This window comes from Bacillus sp. 41-22, assembly GCF_025809295.1.
Lineage (GTDB): Bacteria > Bacillota > Bacilli > Bacillales > Bacillaceae_G > Bacillus_A > Bacillus_A mycoides.
Genome location: NZ_CP084035.1, coordinates 1,270,178 through 1,290,461 on the forward strand (window position 1 = coordinate 1,270,178; position 20,284 = coordinate 1,290,461).

Annotated in this window: 23 protein-coding genes and 1 tRNA gene; 20 read left to right on the forward strand and 4 right to left on the reverse strand. The window is 34.6% G+C overall.

What is annotated here, in order from left to right:
* The first annotated feature begins 290 nt into the window (after positions 1-290).
* The 7 genes from LCF45_RS06445 (at position 291) to LCF45_RS06475 (ending at position 4,169) form a co-directional block, all read left to right on the forward strand.
* A complete protein-coding gene (locus LCF45_RS06445) occupies positions 291-500 on the forward strand; it encodes a helix-turn-helix transcriptional regulator (RefSeq protein ID WP_000428510.1) in 210 nt (69 codons plus the stop codon).
* Positions 501-502: 2 nt separating this feature from the next.
* Positions 503-880, forward strand: a complete 378-nt coding sequence (locus LCF45_RS06450) for a permease (RefSeq protein ID WP_263894714.1) — start codon at positions 503-505, stop codon at positions 878-880.
* A gap of 28 nt (positions 881-908) precedes the next feature.
* Positions 909-1,091 carry a DUF3976 domain-containing protein gene (locus LCF45_RS06455; protein WP_002011459.1) on the forward strand — a complete coding sequence of 61 codons (183 nt, stop codon included), beginning with the start codon at positions 909-911 and terminating at the stop codon, positions 1,089-1,091.
* A gap of 136 nt (positions 1,092-1,227) precedes the next feature.
* Positions 1,228-1,581, forward strand: coding sequence for a hypothetical protein (locus tag LCF45_RS06460; protein ID WP_078206338.1), 354 nt, complete (start codon positions 1,228-1,230; stop codon positions 1,579-1,581).
* A 263-nt stretch (positions 1,582-1,844) separates the two neighbouring features.
* Entirely contained in the window at positions 1,845-2,003 is a 159-nt protein-coding gene (locus LCF45_RS06465) for an SDR family oxidoreductase (protein WP_078179204.1), read from the forward strand.
* A 32-nt stretch (positions 2,004-2,035) separates the two neighbouring features.
* A complete protein-coding gene (locus LCF45_RS06470) occupies positions 2,036-2,935 on the forward strand; it encodes an ABC transporter ATP-binding protein (protein WP_078202978.1) in 900 nt (299 codons plus the stop codon).
* Positions 2,928-4,169, forward strand: coding sequence for an ABC transporter permease (locus tag LCF45_RS06475; RefSeq protein ID WP_078202979.1), 1,242 nt, complete (start codon positions 2,928-2,930; stop codon positions 4,167-4,169). Before LCF45_RS06470 ends, LCF45_RS06475 begins: the two co-directional genes overlap by 8 nt.
* A 649-nt stretch (positions 4,170-4,818) precedes the next feature.
* On the opposite strand, the gene LCF45_RS06480 is transcribed toward LCF45_RS06475, so the two are convergent.
* Together LCF45_RS06480 and LCF45_RS06485 are read right to left on the reverse strand one after the other, a co-directional pair.
* Positions 4,819-4,891 (reverse strand) — tRNA-Val (locus tag LCF45_RS06480).
* Positions 4,892-5,079: 188 nt separating this feature from the next.
* On the reverse strand, positions 5,080-5,304 hold the full coding sequence (locus LCF45_RS06485) for a hypothetical protein (RefSeq protein ID WP_002168860.1): 225 nt from the start codon (positions 5,302-5,304) through the stop codon (positions 5,080-5,082).
* Positions 5,305-5,587: 283 nt separating this feature from the next.
* Between LCF45_RS06485 and LCF45_RS06490 the strand changes: the two genes are divergently transcribed.
* The 6 genes from LCF45_RS06490 to calY all read left to right on the forward strand — a co-directional run bounded on the left by LCF45_RS06490 (position 5,588) and on the right by calY (position 10,709).
* Positions 5,588-5,815 (forward strand): hypothetical protein, encoded by a 228-nt coding sequence (locus tag LCF45_RS06490; RefSeq protein WP_000251865.1) that lies wholly within the window; start codon positions 5,588-5,590, stop codon positions 5,813-5,815.
* A 154-nt stretch (positions 5,816-5,969) separates the two neighbouring features.
* Positions 5,970-7,256 (forward strand): D-alanyl-D-alanine carboxypeptidase family protein, encoded by a 1,287-nt coding sequence (locus LCF45_RS06495; protein ID WP_002126097.1) that lies wholly within the window; start codon positions 5,970-5,972, stop codon positions 7,254-7,256.
* A 197-nt stretch (positions 7,257-7,453) separates the two neighbouring features.
* Positions 7,454-8,023, forward strand: coding sequence for a signal peptidase I SipW (gene sipW / locus LCF45_RS06500; protein ID WP_002064334.1), 570 nt, complete (start codon positions 7,454-7,456; stop codon positions 8,021-8,023).
* A 66-nt stretch (positions 8,024-8,089) separates the two neighbouring features.
* A complete protein-coding gene (locus LCF45_RS06505; protein WP_000172837.1) occupies positions 8,090-8,677 on the forward strand; it encodes a CalY family protein in 588 nt (195 codons plus the stop codon).
* A 161-nt stretch (positions 8,678-8,838) separates the two neighbouring features.
* A complete protein-coding gene (locus LCF45_RS06510) occupies positions 8,839-9,672 on the forward strand; it encodes a DUF4047 domain-containing protein (protein WP_002168858.1) in 834 nt (277 codons plus the stop codon).
* Between the two features lie 443 nt (positions 9,673-10,115).
* Positions 10,116-10,709, forward strand: coding sequence for a biofilm matrix protein CalY (calY, locus tag LCF45_RS06515; protein ID WP_002126106.1), 594 nt, complete (start codon positions 10,116-10,118; stop codon positions 10,707-10,709).
* 82 nt (positions 10,710-10,791) lie between these two features.
* Here the strand turns inward: calY and LCF45_RS06520 are convergent, their stop codons facing one another.
* Complete coding sequence (locus LCF45_RS06520) at positions 10,792-11,115, reverse strand: helix-turn-helix domain-containing protein (RefSeq protein WP_002030429.1); 324 nt, start codon at positions 11,113-11,115, stop codon at positions 10,792-10,794.
* A 79-nt stretch (positions 11,116-11,194) separates the two neighbouring features.
* Entirely contained in the window at positions 11,195-11,329 is a 135-nt protein-coding gene (locus LCF45_RS06525; protein WP_002011474.1) for an anti-repressor SinI family protein, read from the reverse strand.
* Between the two features lie 342 nt (positions 11,330-11,671).
* Here LCF45_RS06525 and inhA1 point away from each other — a divergent pair, with 342 nt between their 5' ends.
* From inhA1 to LCF45_RS06560, 7 genes are all read left to right on the forward strand, one after another.
* Positions 11,672-14,059 carry a M6 family metalloprotease immune inhibitor InhA1 gene (gene inhA1, locus LCF45_RS06530; protein ID WP_002126109.1) on the forward strand — a complete coding sequence of 796 codons (2,388 nt, stop codon included), beginning with the start codon at positions 11,672-11,674 and terminating at the stop codon, positions 14,057-14,059.
* A 170-nt stretch (positions 14,060-14,229) separates the two neighbouring features.
* Positions 14,230-15,597, forward strand: coding sequence for an aldehyde dehydrogenase (locus LCF45_RS06535; RefSeq protein WP_002126112.1), 1,368 nt, complete (start codon positions 14,230-14,232; stop codon positions 15,595-15,597).
* Between the two features lie 237 nt (positions 15,598-15,834).
* Positions 15,835-16,818, forward strand: coding sequence for a spermidine/putrescine ABC transporter ATP-binding protein PotA (gene potA / locus LCF45_RS06540; protein ID WP_002126115.1), 984 nt, complete (start codon positions 15,835-15,837; stop codon positions 16,816-16,818).
* Positions 16,815-17,663 (forward strand): spermidine/putrescine ABC transporter permease PotB, encoded by an 849-nt coding sequence (gene potB / locus LCF45_RS06545; protein ID WP_002126118.1) that lies wholly within the window; start codon positions 16,815-16,817, stop codon positions 17,661-17,663. Before potA ends, potB begins: the two co-directional genes overlap by 4 nt.
* 6 nt (positions 17,664-17,669) lie before the next feature.
* Positions 17,670-18,470 carry a spermidine/putrescine ABC transporter permease PotC gene (gene potC / locus LCF45_RS06550; protein ID WP_002011483.1) on the forward strand — a complete coding sequence of 267 codons (801 nt, stop codon included), beginning with the start codon at positions 17,670-17,672 and terminating at the stop codon, positions 18,468-18,470.
* A gap of 38 nt (positions 18,471-18,508) precedes the next feature.
* Positions 18,509-19,558 carry a spermidine/putrescine ABC transporter substrate-binding protein PotD gene (gene potD, locus LCF45_RS06555; RefSeq protein ID WP_002011485.1) on the forward strand — a complete coding sequence of 350 codons (1,050 nt, stop codon included), beginning with the start codon at positions 18,509-18,511 and terminating at the stop codon, positions 19,556-19,558.
* Between the two features lie 59 nt (positions 19,559-19,617).
* Positions 19,618-20,265 carry a phosphatase PAP2 family protein gene (locus tag LCF45_RS06560; protein ID WP_002011488.1) on the forward strand — a complete coding sequence of 216 codons (648 nt, stop codon included), beginning with the start codon at positions 19,618-19,620 and terminating at the stop codon, positions 20,263-20,265.
* Positions 20,266-20,284 lie beyond the last annotated feature (19 nt).

Here is a 20,284-nt window from a genome sequence, read left to right on the forward strand (position 1 = left end):
GAAAAATAGCGTAAAAACAATAGCGTATTTCACCCGATAAAGAGCAGAATGAAACATTTTAAAAGGATAAAACAAATATGGAGATATTAAATTTTCATAAAAACGGAGAGGAGATATAGTAACGGCTATATACATTGTTCCATGTTTCATTTCAAAATAGACGTGCTGAATTTGAAAAAGTTTCTTCTATATAAATAGAATGAAAAATAGACGAAATGAATGTAAAGGAAACTTGACGTAAAGTTTCCTTTACATATATACTCGGTATAAGGAAGGAGGGAGAAATTTCCTTGGAAAATAAAATGGTTGAATACCGAAAAAAATTTGGACTATCTCAAGAAAAATTGGCTGAGAAACTTGGAGTTTCCAGACAAACCATCATTTCAATTGAAAAGGGAAAATATGATCCATCACTTCCGTTAGCATTTGAAATAGCAAAAACATTTCAGACAACGATAGAACATGTATTTATTTATGAAGGAAAAGAAGGGGAGGAATAGAGATGAATTATTCACAAAAGTACTTTGTAATTATGGGAATTATCTTTTTAATTATGAGTGGAACTATGATATTAGCAGGTATAATGACACATTCCGCGCCGCCAATTCCAACCTATACAGTACTTGCAATGATGATCATGTGTTTTTGCCTAAGCTACTTGCACCCGCAATTTAAAGAAAAAGATGAGCGAATGAAACTCATTCGTTATAAAGGAATGTTCTTCAGTTTTTTTGCACTAACGGCATACTATCTTCTTTTCTCTATTGGCTTAAACTTAAAAGTAATTACGCTATCTGCGGTTGAACTATTGAATATATTAATGGCACTTATGATGAGTACAGTTTTTATATCGTTTGTTGTTTTATCGAAAAGATATTAAGATGTAAAAGAGAAAGGAAGATTAACATATGCAAATGATGTATGCTTTTGGCATGGGGCTTGTATTATTTTTAGCCGTATTCTTATTTATTCGTAAAGACGTTCAAGGCGGAACGTTAACGAAACGAGGATTTTATAAAATGATCGGCTGCTTAGTTGTTATGTTTATAGCGATTATCGTAATGATCGTTCTAATTAATAAAACATTATAGAATTTAAAAACGGAACCTTACTTTATAGTAAGGTTTTTCTATTTGAAATTAATACCAAAAAATACTATAAAAACTATTTAGTGACTATATTTCCTATTAAATAATCCAATAAAATGATAGATAAGGAGAATAGTATATGAACAAAAAAACTATCTTCTTTTTATTAACATGTCTACTACTTGTAGCTAGTATTACTTATATAATATGTAACAAACGAGAACAAGTGCCACCTATGTTAGTAAGGGAGGAACAAGAATACTACGTTACGAATGAATCTGCCAAAGCAGAAGAAGTTGGGCAAAAACTTGGCGAAGTGACGAAGAAAATTGAAACAAGCAAAAATCCTACTAAAGATAGTGAATCCAACATATTAGAAGAAAAAACAGAAGTATTGGAAGTGATTTTAGAAGAAGAGGATAAAAGGCTGCCCATACTCGTAAAAGAGCCTCATAGTGAAGAATGTAGAGTAGTAAGGCCGATGTTAAAGTAAGTACTATAATAATGAAGAAACAAATTTTTAATAGAGAGTAGTGAGCGTTATGAGATGGAAAGCAGGAACTTTTGAAAAGATAGAAGCGAATGATTTATCTATTGAGCAGCTTAAATGTGCCTATAAGTTATTTTAAAGTACATAACGAAAATTTTTCCAAAGAAACACTTTATGAAAATATTAAAATATGCAAAATTGCATATTGGTTATTCTAAATCTTATGCTAACCTTATAATGAAAAATATAACATTTGTTGGTAATGAATGATTTTTGAAGGAAATAAGTTATTAAAAAAAATTCCATATAGGAAATTTGTTGAAATTTCAGATGTAACAAATGTCATTTTATTTTTAATGTCTGATAAAAGCGATGCCATTAGAGGGCAAAATATTGTGGTTGACTATGGATATACAATTGTATAAATAAATCATCTTGGGAATTAAGGGTGTGGATAATGAGTTTACTAATTAAAGATTTAACAAAGAAATTTGACGAGCATGTTGCAGTGAATAATTTGAATATCGAGATACCAAAAGGTGAAATTTTTGGATTCTTGGGCGGGAATGGAGCAGGTAAAACGACTACATTTCGAATGATACTTGGACTTTTATCGAAATCGAGCGGAACCATTTCATGGAATGGTAAACCTATAAATTATGGTGTTACAGATAAGATTGGGTATTTACCAGAAGAACGTGGTCTTTATGCGAAAATGACTGTCAAAGAACAAGTTAACTTTTTTGCAAAACTAAAGAACATGAAAAGTAAAGATGCAGAAAAAGAACTTCACTATTGGCTGGAGCGTTTTAATATAACTGAGCATCTGAACAAGAAGGTAGGAGAACTTTCTAAAGGGAATCAGCAAAAAATCCAGCTGATAACAGCGATTATACATAAGCCTGAACTCTTAATTTTAGATGAACCATTTAGTGGTTTAGACCCAGTAAATGTTGAAATGTTAAAAGACGCTGTTCTTGATATGCAAAAACAAGGGTCGTCAATTCTTTTTAGTTCACATCGTATGGAACATGTGGAAGAGTTATGCCAACACATTTGTATTATGCACAAAGGAGTACCTGTTGTTCAGGGTGACATTGCCAAAATTAAAAGTGATTTTGGTAAAAAGAACGTTGTAATCGTTGGCGATCATGACTTTGACCATTTGAAAAAAATAAAAGGTGTAGAAAGTATGAAGAAACGTAAAAATGCAGTTACTCTTAAAATTTCATATGAAGAAGTTTCACATGTTTTATTTAAAGAGATAACAAAATTAGGATATGTTAAAAAGTTTGTAGTAGAAGAGCCTACATTAAATGATATCTTTATTGCGAAAGTAGGTGCACAAAATGAGTAGTTTCTGGACAATCTTTTTACAAAACTATAAATCTAAAGTGAAATCAAAATCATATTTTGCTATTACAATAATAATTTCTATGTTAATTATAGGATTGATGAATTTTGACAAGATTTATAACTATTTTGCAGGTAACGAGGACGATCAAGTTGTTGTTGTTACAGAAAAAGAAGAATTATATACAACTATTAATCAAGTGTTTAAAAATGTCGATAGTAAGATACATGTTAAGCGTAGTACGGATAAACCAAAAGCAGAATCAGGTGTTAAAAATGGTGATTATACATATGCAATCGTTGTAGAGGAATTGGATAATAAACAACTAAAGGCTACGTATATAACTGAGACAGATGTAAATCAGCAAGATGTTAGCAAGGTTCAAACTATTTTATCTCAAATACAATCTTCTAATTTCGCTCAGCAATTGAATCTATCGCAAGATGAATTAAAGGTGTTAACAACGCCAGTAGAAATACAAACCAAAACTGTTTCAGATAAGGTTAAAGATGGAGAACATACAGAGGGTGTAGGAATTTTAATTAATACCTTTATCATGCTAAATTATGTAATGATATTAATGTATGCTGCACAATTAGCTACAGATGTTGCAACAGAAAAATCTTCTCGTGTAATGGAGTTAGTTGTTTCAAGTATTTCGCCTACAAAACATTTATATGCGAAGCTCTTCTCAACATTGTTGGCAGGTATTACACAAATAATAATTTGGGGTTTGGTCGCAACTGTAGGGTATAAAACAGCAATTAATGAATCGAAAAATGATATTTTAAATAGTATTGATTTAAATTCTGTTGCTCCTACTTTAGTGGTGTATGGGATTCTATTCTTCACATTAGGATTCTTATTATATGGCTCATTATCTTGTCTACTCGGCTCTGTTATTAGTCGTATAGAGGAATCTTCTCAAGCTGTTATGCCGCTGACATTTATGTTAATTGCTGCTTTGTATATCGCACTTTATGGAATGTCAAATCCAAGCAGCACGGTTGTTACCATTACTAGCTATATACCTTTCTTTACTCCTATTGTTATGCTCGTACGAATTGGATTCCTCAATATCCCAGTATGGGAGATTGCGCTTGCATTAGCGATTCTATTAGCAACAATATGTATGATGATTGGTTTAACGAGTCGTGTTTACCGCGGTGGCGTATTATTATATGGTAAAGGTGCATTCAGTAATATAAAAAAGGCAATCAAGTTAGGGAAAAAATAAGATTGGCCTATTCATATTTAAAAAGACTACATAGTTAATCTATGTAGTTCTTTGTTGTTACAAAATATATATAAATAAATATAAAAATTATTGTATTAGGCTATTTTTCAAAGAAAACTTTAAAAAGCTCCCAAGAAGAGAGTGAAGAATTGAGTTCTGGCGAACAACGCAGAGTGATGATTGATATAATTTATGTCTTTCTTAAGAATTGAGGAAAAGAAGTAGGGGAAAATGGTAGAAATATAATATTAGCGATTGATGAACCGGAAGTCTCACAGAATCCTACGCAATGTTTCAATCGAGATGAATACAAGTTGAAAGAAAAGGATATATTTACTGGTTTTTTAAGATATGTATAATATTACAAGTTTAGAATCGCACTTTGCTATATCACGGTGAACGATATTACAAATAGCAGTAAATCAAATAAAATAAAGCTAGCTTAGATTGGATTTTTTTGTCTAAAATATTGACTCAAATCTAATAAGAGATTTAAAATCATAAGTTTATTTTCATATGAAAAATTAATCGTTAACCAAAAGAGAGCTATTGATCAAATCTTGAACAGTATATAAAAAATTTATTCTTAAAAAAGTATATTGATTTGCTACATAAAGAAAGCCCCTTGACTATCAAGGGGTTTCTCATATGATCCCGACTGGCCTCGAACCAGCGACCTCCACCCTGTCAAGGTGGCGCTCTCCCTGCTGAGCTACGGGATCTTCAAAAATGCTTATGTAATAGCATCTTTAATCATTATGCTAAAGCAATTATATATAATTAACTGAAAATTTACAATGTTTTTGTGTAGTAATTTTTTAAAGAGGTAGTCCAATATCAAATAGGTTTTATTTCAGAGGTATACTAGTATGTATGTTTTTATATTTAATAAATAGAAGATGCTGAAGTGTTATGATTTCCGATACCAATCCAAAGGACCTTCATCGCTTAAGTCAACAAGAAAAGGGAATAAGAAGTGTAAAGGTAAGCTTATAAGTTCTGGCATAGCGTTCAATGTTTTCCTTGATAGATATTGTCTTCCGAAGCAATACGGACAATCTTTTTCAAATGTCACGAGTATCGACCATACATCTTTTACTTTCCACTTTGTTTTACAATATGTACAACGCGCCATGGAGTTCCTCCTCATTTTAAGGTGTTTTCTAATATATTCTATTTGATCGTACTAAAGTCAAGTGTAGTTGGTGTGATAGAATATAAGTTGGTTTGTTTTTTTATATGGATGTATTCCGTAATTTATGACTAAATGAATGTAGTGTGAGGGTTATATAATAAGAGATTTTCATTTTTAATATGCAAATTGGCCAATATATCCTTTTTACAATTTTCAAGAAATCATGTATAAAAGAAGTACAAGATATTTATAAATATTCAGAAGTAGAGGGAGAATTATTGTAATGGTAAGAAAAACGTTCAAGATGCGCGTATCTAGAAATAGAACGATTTCGATTAATGGCTCAATTCTTGATGTGGATGTTACACATGATGAGTTTTTACAAGAGTTTGTTGAGTGGGTCGATTCTAAAGGTTGGTCGTTTATGGGGATGACAGATGAGATTACACCTGAGGAAGCTAGTCAAAATTTAATAGACTCATTGATTGATGAGAAGGATAAGAAAGAGTAATTCCTTCTTATTTTTTGTTGTATATTTATGTTCCTAATCGTAAAAGTGTGATATAGTAAAAAAAGTGAATATTCTTCCAAATTAATACAAATTATATATAGGTTGGTAGAGGTATTTTATAGAATGTGAAAGTAAAGGGAAAAGGGAGAGTCATATGGTAAATTTTAAGAAAATTTCGGTTTTTGTTATGGTTATTTGTTTATTTTTTTTGACACCTATGACGTTATATGCTGAGACGAATATTGGAGTAAATCCGGAGCAAGTGGCACCTCCACCTGCGGAAGGGCCGAATGTTTTTAGTCAGTTTGCGACTACGATTGATGCGAAAACAGGAGATATGTTGTACGACAAAAATGCACATCATCGTGCGTTCCCTGCTAGTATGACGAAAGTGTTAACGGCGATTTTACTGATGGAGCATACGAAGCCAGAGGATCAATTTACGTTTTCACAATTAGCATTAGATCAAGAGAAGAGTAATTATCAAATTGAGTTTCACCCTGGTGAGACTATTAATAGAAATACTGCACTTATGATTTTAATGGTGCTGAGTGCGAATGATGTGTCGTATGCGATTGCGGAGCGTATTGGAGGAAGTGTTGAAAACTTCGCCAATATGATGAATGAAAGGGCGAAGCAATTAGGGGCTAAAGATAGTCATTTTGTAACGCCAAATGGATTGCATGATCCAAATCATTATACGACGCCATATGATATGGCCATGATTACGAGAGGTGTGCAAAAGTATCCTGAAATTTTACAAGCGATGAATACGAAAAGAACGACGGTTACGACATCTACGCAAACAGTTTCTATTTTTAATAAGTCTACTTATTTTGAAAATCCATATAGTATGGGTGGTAAGACAGGATTTACGAATGAAGCACGCAATACGCTCGTTTTATTAAATGAGAAGGATGGTAATCGTATTATAAATGTAGTAATGGCTTCTCAAAGACCTGAAATTTATGAAGATTTGAAGCAGATGGCGGAATATTCTTTTGGGCAATTTACGAAGCAAACTGTACTAGATAAACATAGTTGGCACCAAAAGGCAAAGTATTTAAATAAAGATGTTGATTCTGAGCTGGAAAAAAGTGCAGAGCTTATGCTAAAGAAAGATGAAGGGAAAAATATAAAAACGGCTTTTCGGGTTAATTCAGTGGATAAAGAATCTTTGTATCAAAAAGGAATTCATCGCGGTGAAGTAGTTGGTGCGGTAGATATTATAAAGAATAATCAAACGATTGCGACTATAAATGTTCTTTCAAAAGAAGATGTTACTTTTGCGATGCCTAAAAAAGATACAGTTGCACCTGAAGTAAAGGAATCGAATGTGAAAGTGATAAGTGTTGGAATAGGTGCGATTTTATTATTTGGAGCGATTTTATATGTAGTGCTGCGCCGAAATAACCAAGGGATGAAATCAGAAGAAAAATAAATTGCTAGTAGACCGTGATGAGATTTTGTCACGGTCTTTTTTGTATGCATTTCAAAAATAATTTAACTAATAATTGTAAATTTTCTTATTGCATTTCCAAATCGTTCGTTATATTATTTACTTGTGTTCTTGTTAGAGAACTAAAGTAGATATTGTATACTTCAAATAACATAAAACAACGGAGAGGGAGAGAGACGATGAAATTAATTTGGAAGGTGATTAGCAACGTTATCTCATTTGTTTTATTTGCGGTAATGGTTTGTTTAGCTTTTGTAGTTATTTCTTCAAAAGCGAGTGGCGGGGATCCAACAGTGATGGGATATCAGTTTAAGAGCGTTCTTTCAGGATCGATGGAACCAACATTTTTAACAGGATCAATCATTGCGATAGAGCCAACGAAAGATGGTTCTAAATATAAAAAAGGTGATGTTATTACGTTTAAAGAGAAAGATGACAAAATTATCACTCACCGTATTATCGGTGTGAAAGATACAAATGGAAAAGTAATGTATGAAACAAAAGGGGATAACAACAACGGACCAGATTTAGCACCAGTACTTGCAGAGAATGTAATTGGAAAGTATGCAGATATTACAGTTCCATACGTTGGTTATGGACTGAATTATGCGAGTTCAAAAGCGGGAGCAGCATTACTTCTCATTATTCCTGGAGTCTTTTTACTTGGCTATTCCGCAATTTCTATTTTTGGCGCTATTCGTAGCATTGACGGAGAAAAGAAAGATAAAAAAGTAGAACAATCCGTCTAGTTCGTTTGGTTATACTTTCCGTTTAGGAAGTTAACAAATATATATATATATTAAGGGGATATGGACATGACTTTAAAGAAAAAATTAGGAATGGGTATCGCATCAGCAGTATTAGGAGCAGCATTAGTTGGTGGAGGAACATTTGCATTCTTTAGCGATAAAGAAGTGTCAAATAATACATTTGCGGCTGGTACGCTTGATTTATCATTAAATCCATCAACAGTTGTTAATGTATCGAATTTAAAACCTGGTGATACAATTGAAAAAGAATTTAAACTAGAAAATAAAGGCTCTTTAGATATTAAAAAGGTTCTATTAAAAACAGACTATAATGTAGAAGATACGAAGAAAGATAATAAAGATGATTTTGGTAAACATATTAAAGTAACATTCTTAAAAAATGTAGATAAGCATGAGACGATTGTGAAAGAAACTACATTAGATAAATTGAAGGGTGATACACTTACAGCAGTAAATAATGATTTAGCTGCTTGGTTCTGGGATGAAAAAGGTATTTCTGCAGGTAAATCTGATAAATTCAAAGTGAAATTTGAATTCGTTGATAATAAAAAAGACCAAAATGAATTCCAAGGCGATAAGTTACAATTAACTTGGACGTTTGATGCACAGCAAGGCGATGGTGAAACGAAATAATAATGACAACAAAAAGAGACTATCAAAAGTGGTAGTCTCTTTTTGTGTTAAAAGAGAAATGTAAAAAGAAACATAATTTTTATATCATTTTGTAATTCACTTTATTATAATAAAGGTATAGTTCTTGATAAAGAACAAGTTGTTCGATAGGAGAGATTAAAATGCTGAAGGCACCTCGCAAATTCAAAAAGATGCTTATATTGCCATGTTTGTGCTCTATTACTTTTTATTTAGGTTCTCAAATGATGACTTATACAGAGGCAGCTTTCATTCATGAGACGAAAGTGCAGGCTACTATTTCTACAGCAAGTATTTTTCCAAAAACAGTTGATCAGTTGACAGAACAAGCTAAGCAACATAAGGAAGTAATTTTGCATGAGTATGAAGAGATGAAATCGAAAGTAACTTTCACTTCCACTCAAGAATTAGAACAGGCGCTTGTTACGTGGAAGCAAGGACGTGAGAAAATTGTTACTGAGAGGGAACTGTTACAAAAGGTATATGCATCAATAGAAAATCCTTATAACAAAGTGAAAGAAGAGTTAAAGGGAAATAAAAGTGAATCTAATAAGCAAGTATTCTCGTATGTGAATGCTGGTTTTCATATAGTTAAAGAGCACTGTGAGTATGTTGATAAAGAGGTTAATTTACAGGTGATTGATAAACAAATTCAAGCTTTTGAAAAATTATTAGTAGATGAAACAGCAAAGCAAGTGAGTGAGGCTGAGAAGCAAAAGAAATTAGAAGAGAGTAAGAAGCAAGAAGAAGCGAAAAAGCTAGAAGAGAGCAAGAAACAAGAAGAGGCGAAAAAGTTAGAAGAGAGTAAGAAGCAAGAAGAAGCGAAAAAGCTAGAAGAGAGCAAGAAACAAGAAGAGGCGAAAAAGCTAGAAGAGAGTAAGAAACAAGAAGAGGCGAAAAAACTAGAAGAGAGTAAGAAGCAGGAAGAGGCGAAAAAACTAGAAGAGAGTAAGAAGCAAGAAGAAAAGAAGGAATAGTAAGTAAAATACAGCAGCATTTCGGAAGGAATAAATACAATGATAAGACAAATAGGTGAGAGAGCCCTACGACTCACCTATTTGCTTTGTTTTTCTTATTTCACTATTCGTGGGTATAAGGTCTTCACCTAAAAATTTAACGAATGCGAGGAAGTTAGTTGGCAGCCCACCGCTAGGTGAAGGTTAATGATCAGTGGGGATGGACAGAAAAACTCTGATTAAAGTTTCACTTTATTTCTCAATACTTTTCTGAAAAAAAGGAAAAAATGTTGAGAAATAAAAATAATCAAAATATATATTGTATTTATATAGTCTTGTTCGTTATAATGAACTTAAGGTTTTAAAAAAAGAACAAATATTAGCTAAGCTAATATAGTTTTAGTTACACCTCTTATTTTGAAATAAGAGATAAAAATACAAAAAACAGCTAGGGGGAATTGATTGTGAGTCTGAAAAAGAAATTAGGTATGGGAGTTGCATCAGCAGCATTGGGGTTATCTTTAATTGGTGGAGGAACATTCGCTTACTTTAGCGATAAAGAAGTATCAAACAATACATTTGCAGCTGGGACGTTAGATCTTACATTAAACCCTAAAACGCTTGTAGATATTAAAGATTTAAAACCAGGGGATTCTGTTAAGAAAGAGTTCTTATTAAAGAACGACGGTACGTTAGCAATTAAAGATGTTAAATTAGCTACAAAGTACACTGTTGCAGATGCAAAGGGCGATAATGCTGGTGAAGACTTCGGTAAGCATATTAAAGTGAAATTCCTTTGGAACTGGGATAAACAAAGCGAGCCTGTATATGAAACAACTTTAGCTGATTTACAAAATGCTGATCCAGATCTTTTAGCTAAAGACATCTTTGCTCCTGAGTGGGGAGAAAAAGGTGGCTTAGAAGCTGGTACAGAGGACTATCTATGGGTACAATTTGTATTCGAAGAGAATGGTCAAGATCAAAACAAATTCCAAGGCGATTCATTGAACTTAGAATGGACATTCAATGCTAACCAAACAGATGGAGAAGAAAAATAATAAATAAAAAAAGCGGGGGATTCCCCGCTTTTTTTTATAAAGAAAAAAAGAAGTGCCCGTTTTAAGCACTCTTTTATATGTATTATTGTTGATTTTTCTTCCATTGTGTAAATTCGAGAAATTCACGAAACTGTTCTTTTGAGACACCAGAGCTCATCGCATCTTTAACGAGCTGTGTCCATTCGGAGTCTAGGTGACCCTCCGTTGTTGTTTCATCGTGAAGTAAAGTATCAACTGGAATTTGTAGAACAGCTGCAATTTTTTCAAGAAACTGAATAGAAGGGTTTTTTTGTAAATTTCGTTCTATAGAACTAATGTAAGATTTAGCGACACCAGCTTTTTCGGCGAGTTCTGTTAATGAAATGCCTTTTTGTAAACGAAGGCGTTTTATACGTTCTCCTATCATATTTGCGCACCTTTCTATCAATATGTAGTCGTCTTATGATGTGATTATTATAACATAAACTTCGTTAAAAAGAACGAGGCTATTGAGCCTGGCTCGTATGCTTCATACGTTGAAAAAAGTGTTCAATATCTTGCAGGGCAATGCCAGCATCTAGAGCTTCAAGTATTAAATCAATCCATTCTTGATCTAGTGAGTCAGCCTTATCTTTGTACAAATGTAATTCCTCCCTAATTAGTGGTCATAATTGCTGCTACAGAATATATGATAATGCAATCGGATTTTGTATTTTATATAGTGAATTATCAAATATTTTGTAGATGAAACAAAGATAAAATCCCCATTAAATTCCCTCTATGGCGATTATAAAGTTTCTGACAAATATTTTCAATATTTTCTGAAAACATTGTTGAATTGTGATATATTCGTATACTAACTATGAAATTTTTACAAATATATTAAAAAAATTACATAATATAACTAAATATTGAAAATATATTGAATTTTTAATAATATAGAGTGTGTAATACATATTTTATATTAGGGGAGGCAATAAGGGATGAAAAAGAAACCATTTAAAGTGTTATCATCAATTGCTTTGACAGCTGTTCTAGGCTTGTCGTTTGGTGCTGGAAGCCAGTCTGTATATGCTGAAACGCCGGAGAACAAGACAGCTACAAGCCCAGTTGATGATCACTTAATCCCAGAAGAGAGATTAGCAAATGCGCTAAAAAAACGTGGGGTAATTGATTCATCTGCTTCAGGGACAGAAACAAAGAAAGCTGTCGAAAAGTATGTAGAGAAAAAGAAGGGTGAAAATCCTGGGAAAGAAGCGGCAAGTGGGGACCAACTTACGAAAGATGCATCTGACTTTTTAAAGAAAGTGAAAGATGCAAAGGCAGATACGAAAGAAAAATCAGAGCAGCCAGCAAACGGGACTACAGCAGGAACAGGTCCAGTTAGAGGAGGCTTAAATGGGAAAGTACCAACTTCACCTGCTAAGCAAAAAGAGTATAACGGTGAAGTTCGTAAAGATAAAGTACTTGTTTTACTTGTAGAGTACGCTGATTTCAAGCATAACAATATTGATAAAGAGCCTGGCTACATGTATTCTAACGATTTTAACAAAGAACATTATGAAAAAATGTTATTCGGTAATGAGCCATTCGCGTTAGAGGATGGAAGCAAAATCGAAACGTTTAAACAATATTACGAAGAGCAATCAGGTGGTAGTTACACAGTGGACGGAACAGTCACAAAATGGTTAACAGTTCCAGGTAAAGCTGCTGATTACGGTGCAGATGCTGGTACAGGTCATGATAATAAAGGACCAAAAGGACCACGTGATCTAGTAAAAGATGCATTAAAAGCGGCTGTAGATAGCGGACTTGATTTATCACAGTTTGATCAGTTCGATCAATATGATGTAAATGGTGATGGGAATCAAAATCAACCGGACGGTTTAATCGATCACTTAATGATTATTCATGCGGGTGTTGGACAAGAAGCTGGCGGTGGTAAATTAGGTGATGATGCAATTTGGTCACATCGCTGGACAGTTGGACCAAAACCATTCGCAATTGAAGGTACACAAGCGAAAGTTCCATATTGGGGCGGAAATATGGCAGCATTCGACTACACAATTGAACCAGAAGATGGCGCGGTTGGTGTATTCGCACATGAATATGGCCATGATTTAGGTCTTCCAGATGAGTATGATACACAGTATAGCGGTGATGGTGAACCGGTTGAAGCTTGGTCTATTATGAGTGGCGGAAGCTGGGCTGGTAAAATCGCAGGAACAACGCCAACGAGTTTATCACCACAAAATAAAGAGTTTTTCCAAAAAACAATCGGTGGTAACTGGGCGAATATCGTAGAAGTAGATTACGAGAAATTAAATAAAGGTATCGGTCTGGCAACATACTTAGACCAAAGTGTTACGAAGTCAGATCGTCCAGGTCTGATTCGTGTTAACTTACCAGATAAAGATGTAAAAGGAATTCAACCTGCATTTGGTAAACAGTATTACTACAGCACAAAAGGTGATGACCTTCATACAACGATGGAAACGCCACTATTCGATTTAACGAAAGCAACGACTGCAAAATTCGATTATAAGTCATTGTATGAAATCGAAGCAGAGTACGATTTCCTTGAAGTACACGCTGTAACAGAAGATGGACAAAAAACGTTGATTGAAAGAATTGGTGAGAAAGCAAATAGTGGAAATGCAGCTACGACAAATGGAAAATGGGTTGATAAATCATATGATTTAAGTCAATTCAAAGGTAAGAAAGTGAAACTAGTATTTGAATATATTACAGACGGTGGATTGGCGTTAAATGGATTTACACTTGATAATGCGTCACTAACTGTAGATGGAAATGTTGCATTCTCTGATGATGCAGAAGGTACACCACAATTCAAATTGGACGGTTTCGTTGCATCTAACGGAATGGATAAGAAAAAGCATAACTACTATGTAGAGTGGAGAAACTATGCGGGTTCAGATAACGCATTGAAATTTGCTCGCGGTCCAGTATATAACACTGGTATGGTTGTATGGTATGCGGATTCAGCTTACACAGATAACTGGGTTGGCGTACATCCAGGACATGGTTTCCTTGGTGTAGTTGACTCTCATCCAGAAGCAATTGCAGGAACTTTAAATGGCAAACCAACATTTACAAGCAGTACGCGATTCCAAATTGCTGATGCGGCGTTCTCATTCGACAAAACGCCAGCTTGGAAAGTTGTATCTCCAACGCGTGGAACATTCGTATACGATGGATTACCAGGGGTACCGAAGTTCGATGACTCTAAAAAGTATATTAATGAGCAGATTCCAGATGCAGGACGTATTTTACCGAAGCTTGGTCTGAAGTTTGAAGTAGTAGGACAAGCTGATGATAATTCTGCAGGTGCTGTTCGTTTATACCGTTAATACAGTAAAACTACCGGGAGATTTTCTTTCGGTAGTTTTTTGTGAGCAATGAATTTTATATAAAGGGAAAAGTTATATATAATGTAACTTTAAGAATAGAAATTTGTTACATATGAAGTCTATATAAATAATGAAAGAATTGGATAAAAATAGTGGGAGAAGGTGAGTGCATGAGTATTTCCTCTATTGTAAATAAACAAAAGGAATATTTTTATAAAGGACATACGAGGAGTCTAGAGACGAGAAAGAATAATTTGAAGAAGCTTTATGAAGGAATTCAGCGTTTTGAGGATGAGATTTTTCAAGCGTTGAAATTAGATTTGAATAAATCAGTTCACGAATCATTTACAACAGAAATTGGATATGTACTAAAAGAGATTTCTTTTCAAATGAAGCATATTTCATCTTGGAGTAAACCAAAGCGTGTTCGCACAGCTCTTACTCATTTTGGATCGAAGGGGAAAGTGGTGCCAGAACCGTATGGTGTGACGCTTATTATCGCACCGTGGAACTATCCGTTTCAATTAGCGATTGCACCACTCGTAGGAGCATTGGCAGCTGGCAATACAGTCGTTTTAAAGCCGTCAGAGTTAACGCCAAACGTTTCAAAAGTGCTTACGAGAATGTTAGGTGAATTATTCCCAGAAGAGCTTGTATCGGTAGTAGAAGGCGGTGCTGAGGAAAGCACTGCACTTTTAAAGGAACCGTTTGACTATATTTTCTTTACAGGTAGTGTTGGTATCGGAAAAGTTGTGATGGAAGCAGCGGCGAAAAAATTAACGCCTCTTACGTTAGAGCTTGGCGGGAAAAGCCCATGTATTGTACATAAAGATGCAAAGCTAGATGTAACCGCAAGACGTATCGTTTGGGGCAAGTTTTTGAATGCTGGGCAGACGTGTGTAGCGCCTGATTATATGTACGTTCATTCTTCAGTGAAAGAGCAGTTAATCGAGGCATTAAGACATGAAATCGCAGAGCAATATGGAAAAGATGCTTTGCAAAATGACAATTATGTGCGAATTGTGAGTGAGCGTCATTTTGAACGTTTATGTACATTTTTGCAAGATGGTAAACCTGTGATTGGCGGGAATTATACGAAAGAAACATTACACATCGAACCGACAGTGTTAACGAATGTTACATGGCAAAGTGCTGTTATGGAAGATGAAATTTTTGGGCCGATTTTACCAATTATAGAATATGACAAAATAGAAGAGGTAATTGAAACGATTCAGCACCATCCAAAGCCGTTAGCACTATATGTATTTTCTGAAGATAGAAAAGTGCAAGAGAAAGTGACGAGTAATATTTCATATGGCGGAGGATGTATAAATGATGTCGTATATCATCTTGCAACGCCATATTTACCTTTTGGGGGCGTTGGAAGTAGTGGATTAGGCAGCTATCATGGTGAACAAAGTTTTCGGACTTTTTCCCATTATAAAAGCATTTTGTCCCAATCTACAGCATTCGACATGAAAATTCGTTACTCTTCTACAAAAAGTGCTTTAAAATTCATACGAAAGTTGTTAAAATGATGATGGTGTTTATCAGTAGGCGTAGCCGTATGATAAAAACCCCTTCGCAACTGAAGGGGTTTTTCTGTTCGACATATGTATCATGCGAAAATGAATCAAACATACTACATAAAGAATAGAAGAGAACGCTGCTAAACAACCATTTTTGTTTGGATCGAAACAAAAAAATAGTCTATAGAACATAAATATTTATTCATGAATATAAAAATTAAAATTTAAGGTAGATAGGACGGGAAAATGAAAAAGATTATTAAAGTTGAAGCAGTAGAAAAACATTTTGGAAATCAAGTGATTATCCCCCCTCTTTCTTTAGATATTAAAGAAGGAGAATTTTTAACAATTTTAGGACCGAGTGGTTGCGGGAAAACGACTTTACTTCGTATGATCGCAGGATTTGAAACCCCAACTAAAGGGAATCTTTTATTAGATGATGAAAAGATTAACGATTTGCCGCCATACAAGCGTCATATGAATTTAGTGTTCCAACATTACGCACTATTCCCACATATGAATGTTGAAAAAAATATTTGTTTCGGTATGAAAATGCAAAAAGTATCAGCAGCAGAACAGAAAGAACGTGCGGAAGAGGCAATGCGTTTAACGCAGTTACTTGAGTTCCGTAATCGTAAACCTTCGAAGCTTTCTGGTGGACAGCAGCAGCGTGTAGCAATTGCAAGAGCAATTGTAAACAACCCACGTGTATTACTATTAGATGAGCCACTTGGAGCGCTTGACTTTAAGTTAAGAAAAGATTTGCAACGTGAATTGAAAAACTTACAACGTAATTTAGGAATTACGTTCATATATGTAACGCACGATCAAGAAGAAGCGATGAGTATGAGTGATCGTATTGTCGTTATGAATAAAGGGCATATCGAACAAGTCGGCACGCCTAAGGAAATTTACAATAAGCCGAAAACATTGTTTGTTGCGACGTTTATCGGTGAAAATAATATCGTGAAAAATGGGGGAAACTACGTAGCAGTTCGCCCTGAAAATGTAAAAGTTCGCTCGGTTGAAGAGCCAATTTTAAAAGAATACCATCTTGGACATATTGAAGATATTGAATTTGTTGGAAATATGGAAAAGCTATATGTACGTGAGGAGAAAACAGCGGAATTACTAATGGCATACCAAACTGCTGAAGAAGCAACGCAGTGGAGCATTGGAGATAATGTATATGTAGGCTGGGAGCAAGAGGACGAGGTGACCTTAAATTGAAGAAAGGGAAATTACTCGCATTACCTACAGTCGTATGGCTGTTACTCTTCTTCCTAATTCCACTTCTGTTCGTATTAGCATTTGCCTTCATGCAGCGCGGAGCATACGGGACAGTGGAAATGAAATTTACATTAGATAACATAGCACGTGTGTTTGATCCATTATATATGGGGACGTTATGGGAAACAGTGAAGATAGCTGTTATTACGACAGTACTATGTTTATTAATCGGTTATCCATTCGCCTATACAATTACAATTGTTGATCGTAAATATCGTTCTATCCTTCTATTATTGGCAACGATTCCGTTCTGGATTAACTTTCTTGTTCGTTCATACGCATGGATTGTTATTTTACGTTCACAAGGTCTTGTAAACACATTGCTATTGAAACTAGGTATTATTAGTGAACCTTTAAATCTGCTATATAATACGCCTTCTGTAATACTCGGAATGGTATATTCTTTATTACCATTTATGATTTTACCAGTGTATGCAGCAATTGAGCAGCTTGATAAGCGTAAGCTAGAGGCGGCTTATGATTTAGGAGCAACACCAGTAAAGGCATTTTGGAATGTAACAGTACCGATGACGATGTCAGGGATTACAACTGGTTCTATTTTAGTATTCGTTTCTTCTATCGGAATGTTTGTTGTATCAGACGTTATGGGTGGATCGAAAGTAGCATTAATCGGAAACGTAATTCAAAACCAATTCTTAGGTTCACGTGACTGGCCATTTGGTTCCGCGTTATCTATGATTGTTGTTCTATTCTCTGTTCTGTTAATTTACTTATATTATCGTGCAACGAAAGTATATAAATATGATGGAAACGGAGGGGAATAGGCAAAAATGAAGAAGTTTTTAGTTTCTTATTCTTGGTTAATCTTATTGTTTTTGTATTTTCCAATGATGGTTTTAATGGTATATTCCTTCAACGATTCTCGCATTAATGCGGAATGGGAGGGCTTTACACTCCATTGGTATACAGATTTATTTCAAAAACAAGATGTTATTGATGCGTTTGTAAATAGTATGACGATTGCTGTTATAACGACAATTGTGACGACAGTTCTTGGTGTGATTTTTGCTATTGCATTACACCGTTACAAATATCGTTTTGAAGGGGCCATTAACGGTCTTGTATATTTACCAATTTTAATTCCTGATATTTTAATGGGATTATCTTTACTTATCCTATTTAGTCAATTAGGTATGGAACTTGGAAAAACAACAATTATTATTGCACACATTACATTCAGTATTTCATTTGTTGTTGTTATTTTAGCGGCACGTCTTTCTGGTATGGGACGTGATTTAGAAGAGGCTGCAAACGATTTAGGAGCAACGCCGTGGCAAACGTTTCGTTATGTAACGTTTCCAGCAATTGCACCAGGAGTTATTTCAGCCGCATTATTAACATTCACATTATCGATTGATGATTTTGTAATTAGTTTCTTCGTATCAGGACCAGGATCAACAACATTGCCATTATACATTTATAGTATGGTTAAGCGTGGAGTATCGCCTGAAATTAATGCTCTTTCTACAATATTAATTGTTGTAATTGTAGGATTAATGGTGCTATCGGAAATTTTCCGTAATAAAGGTGCAGACGGTGAAGAGAACTCTGGAGGACACCTTCCTTTATAATACGAATGATATAGAAAGAACGAGGAGGTAATAAACCGATGAAATTAGTGAAGAGATTAGCTGGTATAGCAATTAGCTTCAGTCTTGCTGCAGGTGTACTTGCTGGTTGTGGTGAGAAAAAAGAAGAATTAAACATTTATAGCTGGGCGGACAATTTTGATGAGCAAGTTTTAAAAGATTTTGAAAAGAAATATAACGTGAAAATTAACTACGATAAATATGCAAGTAATGAAGAAATGCTTGCGAAATTACAAGCTGGTGGCGCGACATATGATTTAATTCAGCCATCTGATTACATGGTGAAAACGATGGCGAAGATGGACTTATTAGCGCCTTTAGATAAGAAGAATATCCCGAACATCGAGAACCTTGTGTCTAACTTTAAAACACCTGCGTTTGATCCAGAGAATAAGTATTCTCTAGTATATACTTGGGGTGTAACAGGAATTGCATACAATAAAAAGTATGTGAAAGAAACACCTACAAGCTGGAATGATTTATGGAACGAGAAATATAAAGGACATGTTACTTTATTAAACGATTCTCGTGAAGTATTAGGAATGGGACTTAAGAAAAACGGTTTCTCTAATAGCACGAAAGAGGATGCACAGTTAAAGACAGCGTCTGCTGATTTGCAGAAGCTACTTCCAAACTTATTAGCATTCGATACAGATAATATTAAACAAAAATTCATTACAGAAGATGCTTGGATCGGGACAGTTTGGTCTGGAGACGCAGCATTCATTGCGAAAGACAATAAAGATGTAGGATACGTTGTACCAAAAGAAGGTGGCACAATTTGGGCTGATACGTTAGCAATTCCAAAAGGTGCGAAAAATAAAGAACTTGCAGAGAAGTTTATGAACTACTTATTAGATGAAAAAGTAAGTGTGAAAAACTACGAGTCAATTGGTTACAGTAATCCAAATGAAAAAGCTCATCCTCTTCATAGTAAAGAATATCGTGATAATCACATGATCTTCTTAACAAAAGAAGAATTAGATCGTACAGAGTGGCTTGTTGATGTAGACGATAAGTTAAAAGACTACGATCGCTACTGGACAGAGCTGAAAACAAAAGGTAAATAAGTAAGAAAATGCGGTTTCTAAAGTAGAAATCGCATTTTTTCATAGTAGGAGGAAGTCGATTGAAGAAAAAGTTACATCAGTATGAGTTAATGTGTATCATTTTATTGTTTGTTCTATTTAGCATCATCGCTTGGAGGGTACATGTAGGTGGTGTTACAATGATGGATACATACGTACGTGATATGGTAAAAGGATTACAAACGGAAAGCTCACTTACATTCTTCTCATACTTTACAAAGCTAGGATCTGCAATTGGAGTTATAACGACACTAATTATAAGCTTGCTCGTTTTTTGGAAAAAGCGTTATTATGCTGCTATGATTGTGTATCCAATGGCTATATTAACGACACACCTTGTTAATAAGGGAATAAAAGAAATTGTAAAAAGAGACCGCCCATCATTAAATGAGGCACTTGACGCACTTGGGTATAGCTTCCCAAGCGGACATGCAATGCTATCTATTATAACATTCGGTTTTCTTGCCTATATCATTGCTGCCAATTTGAAGAGTGTAGCTGGAAAATGTGGTATTACGATTTCGATGGGCATATTAATTATATTGATTGGATTAAGTAGAGTTATTTTAAATGTTCATTACCCGACTGATATTTTAGCTGGTTACTGTGCAGGTGGCATTTTGTTAATCATCGCAATTTATTGTCATCGTTTACTTACCGAGAGATTGGGACTTAATAACGAGAGATAAAAAACGTCTAGAAAAACTA